This is a genomic window from Moorena sp. SIO3A2 (assembly GCF_010672265.1).
Taxonomy (GTDB): Bacteria; Cyanobacteriota; Cyanobacteriia; order Cyanobacteriales; family Coleofasciculaceae; genus Moorena; species Moorena producens.
In genome coordinates this window covers 366,485-383,874 of record NZ_JAAHHC010000015.1, presented here as the reverse complement: position 1 = coordinate 383,874, position 17,390 = coordinate 366,485, and the positions used below count along the sequence as shown (strand labels likewise).

General features: G+C 45.1%; 8 protein-coding genes. 6 read left to right on the top strand and 2 right to left on the bottom strand.

Annotated features, from left to right (window positions below):
• The first annotated feature begins 1 nt into the window (after position 1).
• The 4 genes from F6K64_RS19150 (at position 2) to F6K64_RS19135 (ending at position 3,837) form a co-directional block, all read left to right on the top strand.
• Positions 2-499: a WD40 repeat domain-containing protein gene (locus F6K64_RS19150; protein WP_287266017.1), complete on the top strand. Its 498-nt coding sequence runs from the start codon at positions 2-4 to the stop codon at positions 497-499.
• A 478-nt stretch (positions 500-977) separates the two neighbouring features.
• Positions 978-1,178: a hypothetical protein gene (locus F6K64_RS19145; protein WP_287263171.1), complete on the top strand. Its 201-nt coding sequence runs from the start codon at positions 978-980 to the stop codon at positions 1,176-1,178.
• Between the two features lie 28 nt (positions 1,179-1,206).
• Positions 1,207-1,878, top strand: coding sequence for a response regulator (locus F6K64_RS19140; protein ID WP_502708050.1), 672 nt, complete (start codon positions 1,207-1,209; stop codon positions 1,876-1,878).
• Between the two features lie 24 nt (positions 1,879-1,902).
• Entirely contained in the window at positions 1,903-3,837 is a 1,935-nt protein-coding gene (locus F6K64_RS19135; protein ID WP_287266014.1) for a sensor histidine kinase, read from the top strand.
• Between the two features lie 823 nt (positions 3,838-4,660).
• Here the strand turns inward: F6K64_RS19135 and F6K64_RS19130 are convergent.
• A complete protein-coding gene (locus F6K64_RS19130) occupies positions 4,661-4,861 on the bottom strand; it encodes a hypothetical protein (protein ID WP_287254000.1) in 201 nt (66 codons plus the stop codon).
• Between the two features lie 652 nt (positions 4,862-5,513).
• Between F6K64_RS19130 and F6K64_RS19125 the strand changes: the two genes are divergently transcribed.
• Complete coding sequence (locus tag F6K64_RS19125; RefSeq protein WP_287266011.1) at positions 5,514-6,263, top strand: DUF928 domain-containing protein; 750 nt, start codon at positions 5,514-5,516, stop codon at positions 6,261-6,263.
• Between the two features lie 29 nt (positions 6,264-6,292).
• On the opposite strand, the gene F6K64_RS19120 is transcribed toward F6K64_RS19125, so the two are convergent.
• A complete protein-coding gene (locus F6K64_RS19120) occupies positions 6,293-9,073 on the bottom strand; it encodes a CHAT domain-containing protein (protein WP_287266010.1) in 2,781 nt (926 codons plus the stop codon).
• An 871-nt stretch (positions 9,074-9,944) separates the two neighbouring features.
• Between F6K64_RS19120 and F6K64_RS19115 the strand changes: the two genes are divergently transcribed.
• Complete coding sequence (locus F6K64_RS19115; RefSeq protein ID WP_287266008.1) at positions 9,945-17,096, top strand: two-partner secretion domain-containing protein; 7,152 nt, start codon at positions 9,945-9,947, stop codon at positions 17,094-17,096.
• Positions 17,097-17,390: the final 294 nt, after the last annotated feature.

The window sequence follows — 17,390 nt, the reverse complement described above, 5'->3', positions numbered from 1 at the left end:
CGTGGGGAGTGTCAAAAGAAAACTAATCCACACAATAACTGATCATTCAAACATGGTTAATTGTGTTGCTATTACTCCCGATGGTCAGACTATCGCTAGTGCTAGTAATGACAAAACCATCAGACTGTGGAACAGACGCAGGTATCAACAGCGCTCTATTCTTACGGGACATACAGGCTGGGTAACTTCCATTGCGATCAGTCCTGATGGTCAGACTATCGCTAGCGCGAGCACTGACAAAACCGTCAGACTGTGGAATCTCCACACTGAAAAACTAATCTTTTCTCTAACTGGACATTCAACAGCGGTGCTTTCTATTGCTATTAGCCCTGATGGAGAAACAGTAGTCAGTGCCAGTATAAACGAGATTAAACTTTGGAGCCTACGGACTGGTGAGCTACTGCGCAATCTGAATGGTTGTTATCCCGTTACTTTTAGCCCTGATGGACAAATCCTAGTAAGTGGAGGCGGAAAGGGTAAGATTAAAATTTGGCGTTGATTGATATGTCAGCCGTCAGCCGTCAGCCGTGGGCGTAGGGCATTAGCTCAATGCTGATAGCTGAATGATTATCCCATGTGTATTAGGGATTGGTTTTTGCGATTGACATGCAGGTCACGCTACGCGATTGGCCGTAGGCCACGCTAAAAGCGATTGACATGCAGGTCACGCTACGCGATCGCATTCCTCTAACCATCTATATGTAATCCTCTCAAGACCACCATCAGATCAGCATCACAGCAGCTTTGGTGACTAGAGGTTTAGAAATAGTTGGCGAAGCTTTGAGCAGCAGTATGTAGTTTTCAGCAATCCTACTGACCGAATTCTACCCAGTTCTTGTCTTAAACCAGCAATCAACTTGGTAGACAAGGGCATTGCTTTATCTATCTGTGTCTTTTTAAGCTAAAAGTTCAGCGAGCGGTGGTTATACTTACAGCAAGTTTCGCCCCCCTAGCCCCCCAACTTTGCGGTGCGACCCGTGGCGAATTTAATTCGCCAACGGAAAGCGCACCGGAGGGGGGAAATTGAGTTAAAGTCCCCCAGAATTGGGGGATTTAGGGGGCTTGCAGCTAAAGCTAGTGAGGTCAATTCATATGAAAACGGCTGTAAGACCCATGACAGGAAAAACTTGGCTGTCTTAAAACCTCGTTGGCTAAATTGCAACGATAGGTTCCAATAGTGAATAGCAAACATAGAGGGAATTGATGATGACCCAAGATTTACCAAAGTCAAGGAAACGGAAGCTGCTTGTGGTTGATGACCACGAATTGATGCTGGGTGGAATAATCGACACCCTACGACGGAAGTATCCAGAAGCGGAAATCCTAACAGCTCAAACGTTCCAGAGCGCTCTGGAACAACTGGAAAGATTTCAGCTTGACCTCGTTATTGTCGATCTTTCCATTCCAGAAGATTCTGAGAATACAGCTAAAATCGATACGGGTATTAAACTCTTGCAGACAGTGATGAAGCAATACCCCAACCTCAATCTTGTGGTGTTAAGCACTTACCTCAAAGCTCTGGTGCGGATTAAGGATGAGATTGACGAGCACAAAGGGGGTTTCACTGTGGTAGATAAAGGTTTCTCCGGTCAGGTTATGTTAACCAGAGTTGACTGGGCATTGCAGGGATTAACCCATACAAAAGATCTAAATATGCTCAAAGGAGAAGTTAAGCCAGAGTGGCTGGAGTTACTCACCCTAGCATTTCATGAGGAATTGCAAGATAAGGCAATTGCTGGGCGTATGCATAAAAGTGAACGAACTGTGGTTCACTACTGGACGAAAATTCGAGACGTTCTGGGTGTTTATCCTGAAGGTGGGAAGAATCTCCGAATTCAAACCGAGATGCGAGCCAGAGAAGAAGGGTTTATTGATTGATAAATTAAGCAAGGAAAAAACCTGTTGTTGGGAAGTATTTGGCCAAAAATAAGAAACAAAATTGGCACCTGGCGTGGAGGAGAATTGCCAGGAATTGCAGTGATTGGACTGGTAATGTTAGCCCGTCTCAATGGATACCTTCAATTTAGTGAGTGGATAACCCTCGATACTTTTCTGCGTTTGCGTCCTTATGAACCTATGGATGAACGGGTTGTTATTGTTGGAATTGATGAAGAGGATATCCAGGATGTAGGAACCTATCCCATACCGGATCAAGACATTGCAAGGCTGCTGCGGAGATTGCAAACCTACAAACCTAGAGCAATTGGTCTTGATATTGTTCGGGATCTACCAGTTGAGCCAGGTCACGAGCAACTGGTTGAAACCTTTGAGGATATCAAGAATCTGATTGCCATTGAAAAAGTATTACCAACTAAAATTAAGCCACCACCGGGATTTCCCCCGGAACGGGTTGGTTTCTCAGATGTTCTTTTCGATGGGGATGGCAACGTCCGGCGCAGTCTTCTAGGGACTCCTACTCCTGAAGGGGGCAAGTTCTCTTTATCTCTCCGTCTGGCAAAAACTTATTTAACGGTTGAAGGCATTTCTCTCGAAAATGGCATTAAAAATCCTGATGGGATGATGTTTGGTTCAACGGAGCTACCTCGTTTTTTGCCCAATTCTGGTGGCTATGTGGGAACTGATGCGGGTGGAGTTCAGGTGCTGCTCAATTTTCGGAGTGGTCGAGAACGCTTTCGTATTCTATTACTTAAGGATATCAAAACCGAGAATTTTAATCCCAGTTGGATTCGCGATCGCATTGTGATTGTTGGAGTCACTACTCCCAGCATCAAAGACACTGTCAATACCACTGCCATCAAGGGTTTGAACCCTCCTGGCGAAATCTATGGTGTAGAATTTCATGCCCATGCTACTAGTCAAATTCTCAGTGCTGTTCTGGATCAGCGATCGCTTTTAAGAACTTGGTCAGATCCTTGGGAATATCTATGGATTTTAGGTTGGGGTTTTCTGGCCATTGGTCTTGGTCGGCTGACTCAATCCCCATTCAAAAATCTGTTTGGTGTTGGGGTTGCCAGCTTTGGACTAGTTGGAGTTGGTTATGTGTTCCTAGTTTGGGGCTGGTGGATTCCAGTAGCACCAGCGTTGTTAATTTTAGTCATAAATAGTTTACTATTTCCTGCTTTCTATCACTATGACCAGGCTTTGAGGTCTCAGATCAATGTGCGCCAACGGACTATTGATGAAACATTTAATATCATTCATAATGGCCCAATGCAAACACTAGCGTACATTATTACGCGCATTCAAAACCAGGATTTGCCAGAAGATGAATTACTGTTGAAACTTAAAACTATCAAGGATGACATATGGGAAATTGCAGACTACCTCAAACAAGAAACTCTGACTCAAGAAGAAACTATCCGTCTAGGAAGTAACCTAAAACTGTCATTGAAGCATCCAATAAGTAAGCTGTTCTATGAAGTCTGTAGAGATACGCTGGAACGGCATCTTCCTCATTTTAATACCCTTAAGGTTAAAGCCCTTAAATTTGAGGAGATCCCGGAACAATATTTAACTATTGAGCAAAATCGAGAACTCTGTCAGTTTCTCGAAGAAGCTTTGTACAATGTCGGGAAACATGCTAAAGGAGTAACTCGTCTTAGTGCGACTGGTAAGCTACATGAGAACCGGTACACTCTGAGTGTTAAAGATAATGGCTCTGGCATCTGTTCATCTTCTGAAAACCGAGGAACACAGCAAGCTAAAGCTCTGGCGAAACAACTAGGAGGAACATTTAAGCGAGAGCCTCTTTCTCCCCAAGGAACTCTGTGTGAGTTAACCTGGCCTTTAGCAGGTCGTAACTGGAGTCTTGCCAAAGTTAGCTATCGCTTGAAAACTCTTTTTTTGAAAGTTTTTAAATATACCAAAAAATTCTAAAATAGTTGCGTAGGGTGCGTTAGGGGTGGGATTGCCCTGATTTTCCGCCTCTTTGCCAGCGTTGAAATAGCCCACCCCGTAACGCACCACCGGCTCAAACTAAATAAATCTAAAGTCTCTGCAAATTTTCCTGACCAGAGGAACTTTTCTCATGTCTTGATGCAGTCGCTCATGGAGAGCCCAATTCCCGATTCCTAATTCTAACTTCTAACTTCTAAATTATAACTTTTAAATTATAACTTCTACTTGGTGGTGCGTTACGGTGCGGGCTATTCCAATACTGGCGCTCGAAGTTAAAAATGAGGGCAAGCCCGCCCCTAACGCACCCTACATTCTAAATTCTAAATTCTAAATTCTAAATTCTAACTTCTAACTTCTAACTTCTAACTTCTAACTTCTAACTTCTAACTTCTAACTTCTAACTTCTAACTTCTAACTTCTACTTGGTGGTGCGTTACGGTGCGGGCTATTCCAATACTGGCGCTCGAAGTTAAAAATGAGGGCAAGCCCGCCCCTAACGCACCCTACATTCTAAATTCTAAATTCTAAATTCCCGATAAGTCTTAAAAATAAAAAAAATAGCCGTAGAAATAATATCCACGGCTATTTCAACTCCACAATAAGTTCCTTTAAATCGCTATGTCACTGAGTTCCCAAACGGAACTTGATGTGATTCGATCTGATTGACCTTTGCTAGGGGGGGAAACCCCCCCAGAAATTTAGCGATGCAGCGCGGTCTTGGGGAGGCAGCGCGGTCTTGGGGGTTCCCCCCATGAGCGACTGCCGTGGTTTCCCCCATGAGCGACTGCATCAAGACAAGGTGTTACGGCAACAACCAATACTTGGTTATTGTAGTTATCACTTCCCCGGGAACGTCGGTCGGCTCCAGAGGGGTCCATTCCGCTATCTCCGCATAGCCTAGTGAATAAAGCATTTGCATACTATAGATTACTGCTTGACGAGACCCTTTCAAGGTGTGCTGAGCAGGTTGTTTTTTGAAGTTTTGGCGAAATTTTCGTGACATGGATAAAAAAGTGAAGTTATTGTGGTCATTTGATGATTATTGTAATGATTATAAATAAATTTGTCAAGGGTTTTTAGAATTTTTTTTTTGGGAGTTTTAGGATTAATAAAAAATTAGCGATATAGCGCTACGCGCAAGTCATAAGTTAGAAGTCAGAAGTCAAAAGTAAGCAATTACTTACGTTTCGGAGTGTAGGAGCGATGCAGCGCCTTCATGCGGGGGTTTCCACGGGGCAAACAGCGGTGCGGACGCAGGTTCCGCACACAGCCCCTCCCCACTCGCTATTGCATCAAGACAATGTCCTAACCTGAATGCGTAGTGCTATATTCTGAAATATACGCTACAGAAACGCTAATTGCTGGTGCGTTACGGGGCGGACTATCCCAACCCTGGCTACGAGGCGAAAAATCAGAGGCTTTCCGCCCCTAACGCACCCTACTACTCTGAGAAAAATAAAAGAATTACTAAAAGTTAAATGGAAGTAGTTTTAGCAAATTTTAGTGGTGAATTTGGTAGTTTGAGCAACGGGTTTGTAGTTTTCAGCAATAAGAATGACTTGAGCTAGTCATCAAGTTAGTGAGAATAGGCGATGTGAACTCACTATTTTTCCTAGTATGGTCTGAGATAAGTAAATATCTACTGAGCCAACATTATGATGATTCAAATTTTTTGGTTCCTTAATAAATGCATCAAAGCTAAACTAGTAACTAGCTGTATTTTAGGGTTATCCCTGGTCATAACTCCGGCTGCTCTAGCTGAGTACGAATTCCCTTCCGATCAGAAACCTCCAAGTGACTATACAGGACAAGCAGGCTCCAGAGATGGGTGCGAAGGTGAAGGGATACCCCTAACAGCCCTAGTTCCTCTAAGTCATGTTGGACAAACGGCTTCGACTCGCCCGACTTTTGCTTGGTTTGTTCCTGACTCGACCACCAAAAAGATGGAATTCACGCTCTATGAATATGACTCAAACGGTAAACCCAAATTAATGGGTGAGGCAATTCCATTGAAGAGTTGGCCAGGAGTTATGACATTAACCCTACCAGAGGACAGACCAGAACTTAGAGTAGGTCGCACTTATCTTTGGCAAGTCACCATCTTATGTGACCCAGATAACGCATCAAGTGATTTAATTGCTAGGGCAGATATTCAGGTTCTAGAGATGCCTTCTACTTTGGAAAGCACTTTTGTCGATGGCTCAAACAAATCCGATTTCTATGCCAAGGCAAGTTTATGGTACGATGCCTTAGCTGAAGCTCTGAAGTTGGCTAACGAATCTAGGTTGGGAGAGGTGGGTTCAACCCTACTAGAAAACCTGGCTGAATTAGAGGCAGCTGCACTGACTGACGAGGAGTATGAACGGATTGAGAACTTAAGGCAAATAGCCAGTAGCCTGCGGTGATTGAGTCCACCCCGCCGTCAATCATAGGATTAAAGCCAGTTACCGATCAGGATAAACGGTGCCCAGTAGGCGGGGTGGGCATATTGGTCGTTAATCTCCTCTGTGTCCTCAGCCTCAATCAGTTTTCGCTGAGCTGCACGTAAAGCCTCGGCTTTGCTTACTCCAGGACGGCGCAAGTTGGCATAAAACTCTGTCACTAACTGAGCCGTAGAGGCATCATTGACAGACCAAAGAGAGGCTAAAGCACTGCTGACACCGGCTCGCACGGCAATGCCAGCCAAACCCAGAGCAGCACGGTCATCTCCCACTGCCGTTTGGCAAGCTGTGAGGGCAAGCAATTCCCCTGAGTCGGGTTTACGACTAACGCCGCTGATGGTGTTTTCCAGATCATCGAGGGTGAGCTTGTCATTATTTCCAGTGACGAGAAAGGTGTCTTCTCGAATCGCACTAAATTGACCGTGGGTGGCAATGTGAAGAATGGGGTAAACGGTTTGAGCCAGTTCTTCTTCTAAGCGCTCTTGGGTAAAATCCTGATTCAAAAGCGTTTTGCTACCTGGAAATTGAGTCTCGACTGCCTTGAGTTCGCTTTCAACATTGGTCAAAGCTGAAAACCCTTGTCCGTTGACTTCACTTTCTTGAGTTAACCCTAAGGCTAAGACGCGAAGTTTTTGACGGTTCAAGGCTTGGGGATTGGTCAGCTTAAGACTGGGGGTTGTGGCAATAGCATAGGTTTCAACTAAGAATTTTTCACCGTCGTGGAGGGCAGCCATTGGGATGCTGCGTAAGATGCCATCCTGGATGAAAACAAGGGTTTCTATCTGTGCTGACTTTAAATACTTGGTAAAAGGAGCAATAATCTTTTTATACAGCTCTTGGGCTGGTTTGAGGTTATAGTTAATATCACGTCTGCGTTCCAGTCCCCGGCGAAATTGGTTGATTTCTTCTCTAAGAGTTTGACTATCAACATTGATCCACTCCAGTCGCTTTTCGCCCTTGGGAAGACTGACTAGAATACCGGTGCGATCGCTTAAAATAATCGAGCTAAAGACAGCGGTTTTTTCCCCAACCAGTTCGTCAACTCGTTTCTGACTGATGAGTATTAACGCACAATCATTGCCGAAGTAATTTTGCAGTTCTGCTAGTTTTAGGGAATCAATGGTTTCGAGGGCAGACTTTAGCTCATCTGGGTACTCCTTACTATCTTTGGGGAGTAGCTCAGCACGTTCCAACCTTAACTTAGCCAATTCACGGTGGAGAGGATTAATGGCATCCCGAAAGTCAAACTGTAAGTCTCGCTCTGCAATCAGAAGCTCTTTTCTGATATCGTTGAGTGTAGCGATCGCTTCTTTATAAGCATTGACCGCCTTAACTTCGTTACCTTGGGCTTGGAAAATTTGACCCAGCTGCCACTGCCACAAATACAGGCTATCTTTTGCGGATAGATTTTGGTCAGCCATCCACCATGCCTTTTGAGTGAAGTCTAGGGCGTTTTGATAGTCTTGGCGGCAGTAATAGAGATGACCCAATTCACCGAGGGCAAAAGACTGGGAACGGTAGTCCTTAAGGCGTTGAGCAATTAAGATGGCTTGATTGAGGAGTGTTTCAGTCTCTGCTTGTAGCTGACGTTTGCCACAGGAATTGTGTTGGGACGTGTCATTAACCACAGTCATCGGTTGCTCCAGTTTAGCTAAATCGATGGCTGCGTAGACTTTATCCTGAGAATCCGGTAGTTCGTTGAACAATTCCTGAGCGTCTTGAACCCATTGGTTCCGCGCCTCTGCTGCCTCTATTGATATTGATTCTTGAGGGCGGTAGGACAGTTGAATCAAATTGCGCAATGCTCGCATTTGAGCAGGTTGGTCATTTTGAGTGCGAGCTACTTTGAGACTTTGCTGAAAACAGTTCTGAGCTTGATTGTAATTATGGTTGGCATTTTCTGTAAATTTATCTTCTGTTTCTTTCGCTGACCGCTCTTTGGCAGAGCTAGCCCAGCGCTCCCAACGCTGAGCTTTGCTAAAGTAAGCATTACCTAGGTCGTTAATAAATGAGCTGCCATAGGGACTATCGGCAGAAATATTGGCTGTGTATTTTTTGCCAGATATATCTATTATACAGTCTTTTGTGCGTTGGGGGCTGATATCAAATTCAACGTTTTTATCAATGCCTAAACCAGTTTGTAAACATTCAATCCCTTGGTCATAATCCCCTCTGAGAAGATAGGCATTTCCCAGACTTCCCAAAGCAGCAGCTTCTCCCTTCCAATCCTGATCAGCGCGAGCAACCTTTAAGGCACTGTTTTTGACACAACTGGGTTTGTTTTTAGAATTTTCATCGGCATCAGGGGCTCCACATAGAAGCGCGATCGCTTTTCTCGGTTGTCCAAAGCTATTGTAGGCTTGAGCCAATTCCGTTTTCATTCGCCCCATTTGTTGCCAGTTCCTTAGCTGTTGATAGTCAAGGATGGCTTGCTCCCAGTTACTGATTGCCTCCTGGATGTGACCAATCTTTTGATAGGCTCTGGCCAGATTTTCCCGGACAATTGCGCTATTGGTATAGTTGTTGGTCTGTTGGTAGAGCGTCAAGGCATTTTGCCAGGGCTCTATGGCAGCTTGATAATTTCCGGCTTGGTAGTACTCAACCCCTTGTTCCACGAGTTGACTGGGGTTGGCAGCCTGGGTGGTTGCCATATTTCCCGGTTCAGCTGGTTGAGCGATTGAGGGAAGATGACCTAGCCCTATACAAATGGTAAGGCTAAACAGGAATAGTATTCCTAAAAAGCGATCGCTCCTGGATTTAGGTTTACTCGACATTAATAGGACTGCTCTGTAACTGCTCTGGAAAACTTAGAGGATATCTCCCAAGTTTTTTTATACTGAATTTTGCCCCCCTAGGGCGTGTTTTCAAAGTTTTCCGCAAGATATTAGATCCCCCCCAGCCCCCCTTATTAAGGGGGGAGCCATACTCAAAGTCCCCCTTTTTTAAGGGAAACGGGGGTACTCGGAGTTTGAAGACACGCCCTAGCCCCCCAAGCGAGGGATTGCTCGCTTGGGGGAAGAGTCAATTTGCTTCTAAAAGTCCCCCGCCCCCCTAACCCCCCAATTCTGGGGGGAATTAGCGGATGCTTCGCTTTTTGACAGATGGGGACCCACGGGGGCTTGGATGTAGCAAATGAGACTTCTCAGACAACCTCTTAGATTAATTATCACTCTAAAGCTGCAACTAAGCTTATATACTTGCTGACAATAATAATTGCTGAATTCCGCAATTCCCCTTGCTTATATTCGCAATCAAGTTTGTAGAAATAGTTAGCTGATAGGTTAACCGAATACCTTATAATTCTTTCTGAGGTAGCAAAAAAGTAAAGTAAGCATTCAGCTATCAGCTATCAGCTATCAGCTATCAGCGATCAGCTATCAGCTATCAGCTATCAGCTATCAGCTATCAGCTTTCAGCTTTCAGCTATCAGCTATCAGCTATCAGCGATCAGCTATCAGCTATCAGCTATCAGCTATCAGCTATCAGCGATTAGCGCACGCTACGCGAAAAGCTTTCAGCTTTCAGCGACCACTGACGGCTGACCACTGACCACTGACCACTGACCACTGACTACTGACCACTGACCACTGACCGCTGACCGCTGACCGCTGACCGCTGAATGCTTAGAGCAAGGAGAATAATTCCATGGTTAATCAATCTTGGGGTCGTTGCTGTGGCTTATTGAAGGTAGCCAGTTGCTTAACGATTGGTGTGTTTTTTCCCTTTGATAAACATCAAGCCTTGGCTGAGGTTACACCAGATACGACTTTAGGGGCTGAAAGTTCTCGGGTTACGCCTGATGCTCAGGTTAGGGGAGGGCTAGCGGATTTGATAGAAGGTGGAGCAGAACGAGGGGCAAATCTGTTCCACAGTTTTACTGATTTTAATGTTGAGGAGTTACAACGGGTTTATTTTGCTAATCCAGCAGGGATTGATAATATTATCTCACGGGTGACTGGAACTAATGCTTCAAGTATTTTGGGGACCTTGGGAGTCGATGGTGCTGCTAATCTATTTTTACTGAATCCCCATGGGATTATCTTTGGAGCCAATGCTCAACTGGATATTCAGGGTTCCTTTGTGGCGAGTACAGCGAATTCGATCACCTTTGGGGATGGGTCATCCTTTAGTGCCAATCCCGACAATTCCTCGTTGTTAACGGTGAGTGTGCCTTTGGGCTTGCAATATGGCACGAATCAAGCTGGTGCGATCGCTAATGCTGGGAATTTAGCAGTTGGTTCCGGACAAACGCTCAGCTTATCCGGTGGTACGGTAACTAGCACTGGCTCCCTGACAGCAGCTGGTGGCCTGGTTGAGGTTCTCGGAAATCAGGTTAGCTTGTTGGAGAATGCCCGAATTGATGTCTCGTCTGACACCGGTGGCGGTACAGTATTGATTGGGGGAGACTTTCAGGGTAATGGCACCGTTCCCAATGCAGCACGTACCTTTGTTGGCTCCGATGTAAGGATTAATGCCGATGCCTTGATCAATGGGGATGGGGGCAAGGTGATTGTTTGGGCGGATCAGACAGCAAGCGTTAACGGAACCCTTACAGCAAGGGGAGGAACTGTTTCCGGTGATGGGGGATTTATTGAAACCTCTGGCAAACAGTTTCTTAATCTCACCACTACTCCCGATGCTAGTGCTCCTAATGGTAGTGGTGGCACTTGGTTAATCGATCCCACTGATATCACACTCGCAAACGGTGGCGGTGGGATTGGGACCAATACAGTTGATGTTGCTAATATTAATGCTGCCCTGAATAGGGGCACCAACGTCACAATTTCAACAACTATCGGTGGCACTGATCAAGGTAACATTACTCAGAACAATGATGCACCAATTCGCAAGACAGCAGGTGGAGACGCAACTCTTACCTTGCAGGCAGAAAACGATATTTTTCTGAACGCTGATATTACTTCCAATAGCGGTCAGTTGAATGTAGAGCTGTTGGCTGATAGTGACAATAGTGGAGCAGGCGCTATTGGTATTTTTAATGCCACGATTGATACTAATGGTGGTGATTTCATAGGTTCAGGCAAGGGAAGTCAAGCTCGTAAAGTGGGCATTTTTATTGGTTCTAGCCGCATTAACGCTGAAGATGGCAGTATTAACTTGGTAGGTAGGGGAAGGGATGGTAGTAACAACACTAAAAATCATGGCATTACTCTGGGCCAGAGTCGATTAGAAACCAGTGGGTTAGGGAATATTACTCTAATTGGCAATGGTGGAACAGAGGGGAATTTTAGTATAGGCATTAACGTAATCGAAAACACTACTGTTAGTTCTGAAAATGGTGATATTCGGTTGATAGGCACTGGCAGTGGGGTTAACCATGGATGGGGTATTCAGGTTCGTGATGGGAGTGTAGTGCGCTCCACTGGGACAGGGAATATTAGCCTGAGGGGTACTAGCAACGGCACTAGCGCAGGTAACAACTACGGCATCATAATTCGAGAGCAGAAGTTCATTGGTAGTCCCGGTGTAGTGGAAGCAACTGGGACAGGCAGCATAACTCTAGAAGGTACTGGTAGTAACGGAAGGAAGCAGAATCGCGGAATACTAATTCAGGCGAGTGGTAGGGTTTCTGCAAAAACTGGAAATATTACCTTGACAGGTACTGGAAACGGCACTGGATCCAATACAGGCATTTTAATTAACTCTGGCGGCGTGGTAGAAACAACCAATGGCACCATTAACCTAGACGGTTTCAGCGGGAGTGGAGCGAATTTTAATCACGGAATACTACTTCAAGATGAAAAGTCTAGAATTAGTTCGATTAATGGAGATATAACTCTGACTGGCGCTAGTAATACTGCTCAAATATCTACTGGAACAACAAATCACGGCATTTTTATTGGATTAGACGGTGTAGTGCAATCCAGCGGGAATATTACCTTGACAGGTACGACTAATGCAAATGGTGTGGACGGTGATGGCATTTCGATTCAAACTCGCAGCATTGTGGAAGCAACTAAAACTGGGAATATTACCTTGACGGGTACTGCCGGTGCTGGCAGTGACGATCATCAAGGAATAGCTGTTGGAAGCAACGCTAAAGTAAGCTCAGTAGATGGAAATATTAGGTTGTTAGGCAACAGTAACGGAACTGGGAAAAATAATTCTGGTATTTTCATATTTCAGAACGGCTTGCTGGAAACAACTGGGGTAGGAAGTATTACTCTTCAGGGAACTGGTAGCGGAACTGGGAGCAACAACAACGGTATTCTTCTGAGCGATTCCAATCTGGGTGCAAATCCTACCAGTGGTGGTGTAATTCAATCAACGGGTACTGGAGCTATAACTTTGGAGGGTACAAGTGCTGCTGGAACTTCTGAGAATCAAGGCATATTAATTGATGGTAATGGTTCCAGAGTGAGTGGAAAAGATGGAAATATCACCCTCAGAGGTACAGCAGCTCCAAGTAATGGAGATTTTAACCACGGCATTTATATTTACAATCAAGGCTTGGTACAATCGACTGGAGCAGGCTCTATCGAAATAACAGGTACTGCTAACGCAAGCAGTAATGTTGGGTTTGGCAACGAGGGCATTTCGATTGTAGCTGACGGTGGGGTAGAATCCACCGGAACAGGAATGATTACCATGACAGGAAATGGGGGGAATGGTGGAATCGGGTCGGACGGGGATCAAGGAATCGTTGTTTTAGGTTCCAACACTAGAGTGACATCGGTAGATGGCGATATCCTCTTGAAAGGAATTAGCAGAGGAACCGGAACTGAAAATTACGGTATTTGGTTAGGTGCAGTTGGCGGTGGCGTAGTGCGAACTACCGGAACTGGAAACATTACCCTAGAGGGCATTATTAGGGGCATTGGCAATAACAGTGAGGGGATTTTCTTTGGTAATGGAGGTGCAATTGAAGCTATTGGCACTGGAAACATCACCCTCACCGCTGATGAAATTACTATCCCTAGTAATCTGGCTGAAATTACAGGCACAAGCCGCCTTCAGCTACAGCCCCTTGAACCTACTTTGGGCATCACTATCGGTGGGACTACTACTGATGCCCGCTTAAATTTAGACAGCAGCGAACTCAACAGGTTACAAAACGGGTTTGCCCAGATTCTGATTGGGCGAGACAACAGCAGCGGTGCGATCGCTATTTTGCCTGCTGCCTTCAATAGTCCTACTACGATTCAAACTCCAGTTACAGGCGGGACAATTACAACAACTGGAACCATTAACACTAACAATAACCCCCTGACCTTCATTGCCGGTAGCGACGTTACCTTTAACAATGACATCAATACTGGTAGTGGTAATCTTAGTGTTTTAGGGAGTACCATTACCCAAACTAGCGGCAGTCTATTTGTGAATGGGGATGCCTTCTTCACCAGCACTCTAGCCAATGCAGGCAATGTTAGTTTTACCAACACTAAACCTACCACTGTTGGTTACTCCATTATTGGGGGCAACTTCACTCTCAACTCTGCTCTACCAATTACTCAAGTTCCCGGCGAACCCTTGCAAGTCGCTGGAGAGATCTCAGTCAATGGGGGAGGTAGCCAACCCCTAATTAACACTATCGGTGACTTTTCTCAAGAGACTCTCCTACCCAATGGGGATTTGATTATTACTCAGCTGGGAACAGTTAACCTAGAGGCCCACACCGTCACAGGTAACCTGACAGTAAATAGCTTACCAGCAGCCGTTGTCAGTTTTAACCAAGTTCTGGATAACCCTGCCATCACTCTTAATCAAGACAATTCCTTTGGCGGTACCCTCCGGTTTAACACCACCACCGATGCCATCTTGTTGGAAGGTACCCCCGGGATTATTCAAACTGGCACTCAAACTGTCAGTGGTACCGCTACTTTCAACGCCAACACTGGCAATATTAGTCTCAACGAACCAGCTAATCAGTTTGGTAATCTAGCCTTCACCGGTAATGATGTCTCTATCCGTGAGAGTGACCAGACAAATCTGATCAGTTCCTCTGCCACTGGTAACTTGAACTTAACCTCTGGAGGCATGATTACTCAAGATATAGGAGCATCATTAACTGTTGTAGGAGATACCAGCCTCACCACTACCCTCCCCAACGCTGGCAATGTCACAATTACTAACAGTAATGCCACCATCATCGGTAATTCCCTGATTGGTGGGGATTTTACGATTAACTCTACTGGACCAATTTTCCAAGCCCCTGGGGAAATCTTACAAGTAGCAGGGAACACTATTCCAAACGCTCCTAGTGACAATTTAGAGCCTACTGGCAACAATATTTTGCCTCGAATAACCTTGCCCAATGGGGATGTAATTATCACTGACGTGGGACAGATCACTCTAAGTGCCGAAACTATCTCTGGCAATCTAACGGTGAACAGCTTAGATAGAAGACTGACTTTCAACAACAATGAAGCCTTTAACGAAAGTACAGCGATTGAATTAGCTCAATCTGGAAACTCCTTTGGTGGCGTATTGAGAATAAATACTGAAGCACCCCTAAGTCGCCTCGATACAGGTACTCCCGAAATTATCCAAAATGGTGCTCTAAATGTTAGCGGTACTGCTAGCTTTAATGCTGAGAATGGCAATATTACTCTCAACAACTCAGACAATCAGTTTGGGAATCTTTCCTTTACAGGGGGTAACATCTCAATCAACGAAAGTGACTCTACCAACTTACTCAACTCAACTTATTCTGGTAATTTAAACATTACTTCTGGTGGTGCGATCGCACAAAGCGGTAGCCTTAGTATTGGAGAATCTTCCAATCAAGAAATAAGCTTGATCCTCAACGCCATCGGAGACATTAATACTCAGGATATTATTAGTCCCAGTGGCTCGATTACCCTCAACAGCACCAATGGTAGTATCGATACTACGGCAGGTCTTCTCAGTACATATTCCTCTGGCAGTGGCGGACCGATAACCTTGTCTGCTGACGGTGACCTTAACCTTGGTTCTCTTGATTCTGGTGGTCGCGATGTTGCAGGGGGTGATATTACGTTAAATAGCAACGGTGCAATCATAGCAAAAAATCAGCTTATTACTACCGACACTGATGGCTCCGGTAAGGCTGGTGATATTAATATCAAGGCTCAATCCGTTTCCTTTACTGGGACGAAAGTATCGACGAGGACTCGTGGGGATGGCTCGGGAGGAAATCTCAACATTAATGCCTCTGATTCCATCAATATCATCAATGGTAGTCGATTACTTGTCCAGACATTTGGGAATGGCAATGCTGGCAACGCAACCATTAATACTAAGCAATTGGTTGTACAAAATGACCGACCTGAATTGAATAGCTTGACTGGAATAGGAACAGAAACATTCAGCAGTGGCAATGGAGGGAACTTAACCATCAATGCTTCCGAGTCTGTTATACTAAGGGGCAATCAATCAATAGTATTTAATCCTAATCCTCTAGACCCAAACTCAATTCGCCAGGCAGGTCAAACTACTACAGGTTTGACAACAGCAACTTTTGGGACTGGTAATGCTGGTAAGTTAAGCCTTAGTACTAGTAGTTTAGTCATTCAGAATGGAGCTGGAATTACCTCAGCACCTCTTTTAACTGAAAGAAATAATGGGCAAGTTACCTTGTCTGGCGGAAAAGGCGGAGAGTTAAGTATAACTGCTACCGAGTCTATCGAGATTCAAGGTCAGGCAGGCATAGCAACTGCTACTCTCGGAAATGGTGATGCAGGAAAGTTATTTTTAAAATCTGGCAGAATAACTCTTGAGGAGGGAGCTACAATTTCGGCAGATACAATTATTGGTCCTGTTGCTACTTCTACTGATTCTGTTGCTACTTCTATTAATGCTTTCGGAAATGCCGGGGATATAACTATTGAAACCAACCAACTGATGGTCCGCAGTGGTTCACGCATTGGCGCAGCAACCGCAAATGCAGGTAAAGGAGGAAATATAACCATCAATGCCTCAGAATCAGTAGAAGTGATTGGCACCTCAGCGGATGGCACAGTCCCCAGTGGTGTCTTTACAGCAGCACTTCCAGGCTCAACTAAAAAGGCTGGAGACTTAGAGATTACCACTGGAAAACTAACCCTTGAGGATGGTGCAGAGATATCTGCCCAAAGTCAGGGAGAAGGCGACGCTGGCAACATCGATATCAATGTCTCAGACAGGTTAACAGCTACTGACGGCAATATTATTACTGCTACCACTCAATCTGCCGGAGGTGAGATCAAAATCACAGCCAAAGATATTAGGCTACGCGGTGACAGTGACATTACCACCAGTGTCTTCAGCGGTGCTGACAACGGGGGCAATATTACCATCACCACTGACTCCCTCATTGCCTTCGCTGACAGTGATATCCTAGCCTTTGCCCGTGATGGCCGAGGAGGTAATATTACCTTCACAACCCCCATCTTCTTCGGCTTTGCTTTCCGTCCAGCACCACCAGGCACTGACCCAGCCACTTTAGATAATAATAACCGAGTCGATATCAACGCTAGTGCTGCTATCCCTGGGGATATTCAGGGTTTACCCAACCTCGCTCATATCACAAACAGCCTGACAGAGTTACCGGACAATCTGATTGACACCGACAATCTGCTAGCCAATAGCTGCATTGTCCGAACCAGTGAACAAGAAGGAAAATTCATCATTACCGGTGGTGGTAACTTACCCACCCGCCCTGGGGATGCTTCAGTTTCACGTTATCCCACTGGAGAGGTACGCACGGTACCGAGTCAGAGTGCCTCTCGTCCTTGGCAAAAGGGTGACCCAATTGTTGAAGCAACCGGGGTGTATCAACTGCCCAATGGACGCCTAGTGATGGGGCGGGAATGTTCTTGAGGCTGGGGGTTAGGAATTTTGAACAGAAGCTTGATCCTATACTTCCTTAGCTTCAAGCTTTAGCTTTTAGCACAACTACCGTAAACCAAAAAAGAGAGGCTCACTGGATTAGAGCCTCTCTTTTTGATTACCAATATGTAGTTTTCAGCAATCCCACTGACTAAATCTTGCCATGAGTCTTGGTTATCCAAGTCATCACATTGGTAGATACGGTGAATGAATTCTAAAAGTCTTAACTTTATTATGAAAATTAAGCAACAAGCTAAGGTAGTTGCTGAACAAATTATCTCTAAA

Excerpts from the sequence above, each read along its gene's own strand:
- F6K64_RS19140 (WP_502708050.1), top strand. The coding sequence starts at position 1,207 with ATGACCCAAGATTTACCAAAGTCAAGGAAACGGAAGCTGCTTGTGGTT.
- F6K64_RS19125 (WP_287266011.1), top strand. The coding sequence starts at position 5,514 with ATGATGATTCAAATTTTTTGGTTCCTTAATAAATGCATCAAAGCTAAA.
- F6K64_RS19115 (WP_287266008.1), top strand. The coding sequence starts at position 9,945 with ATGGTTAATCAATCTTGGGGTCGTTGCTGTGGCTTATTGAAGGTAGCC.
- F6K64_RS19130 (WP_287254000.1), bottom strand. The coding sequence starts at position 4,861 with ATGTCACGAAAATTTCGCCAAAACTTCAAAAAACAACCTGCTCAGCAC.
- F6K64_RS19120 (WP_287266010.1), bottom strand. The coding sequence starts at position 9,073 with ATGTCGAGTAAACCTAAATCCAGGAGCGATCGCTTTTTAGGAATACTA.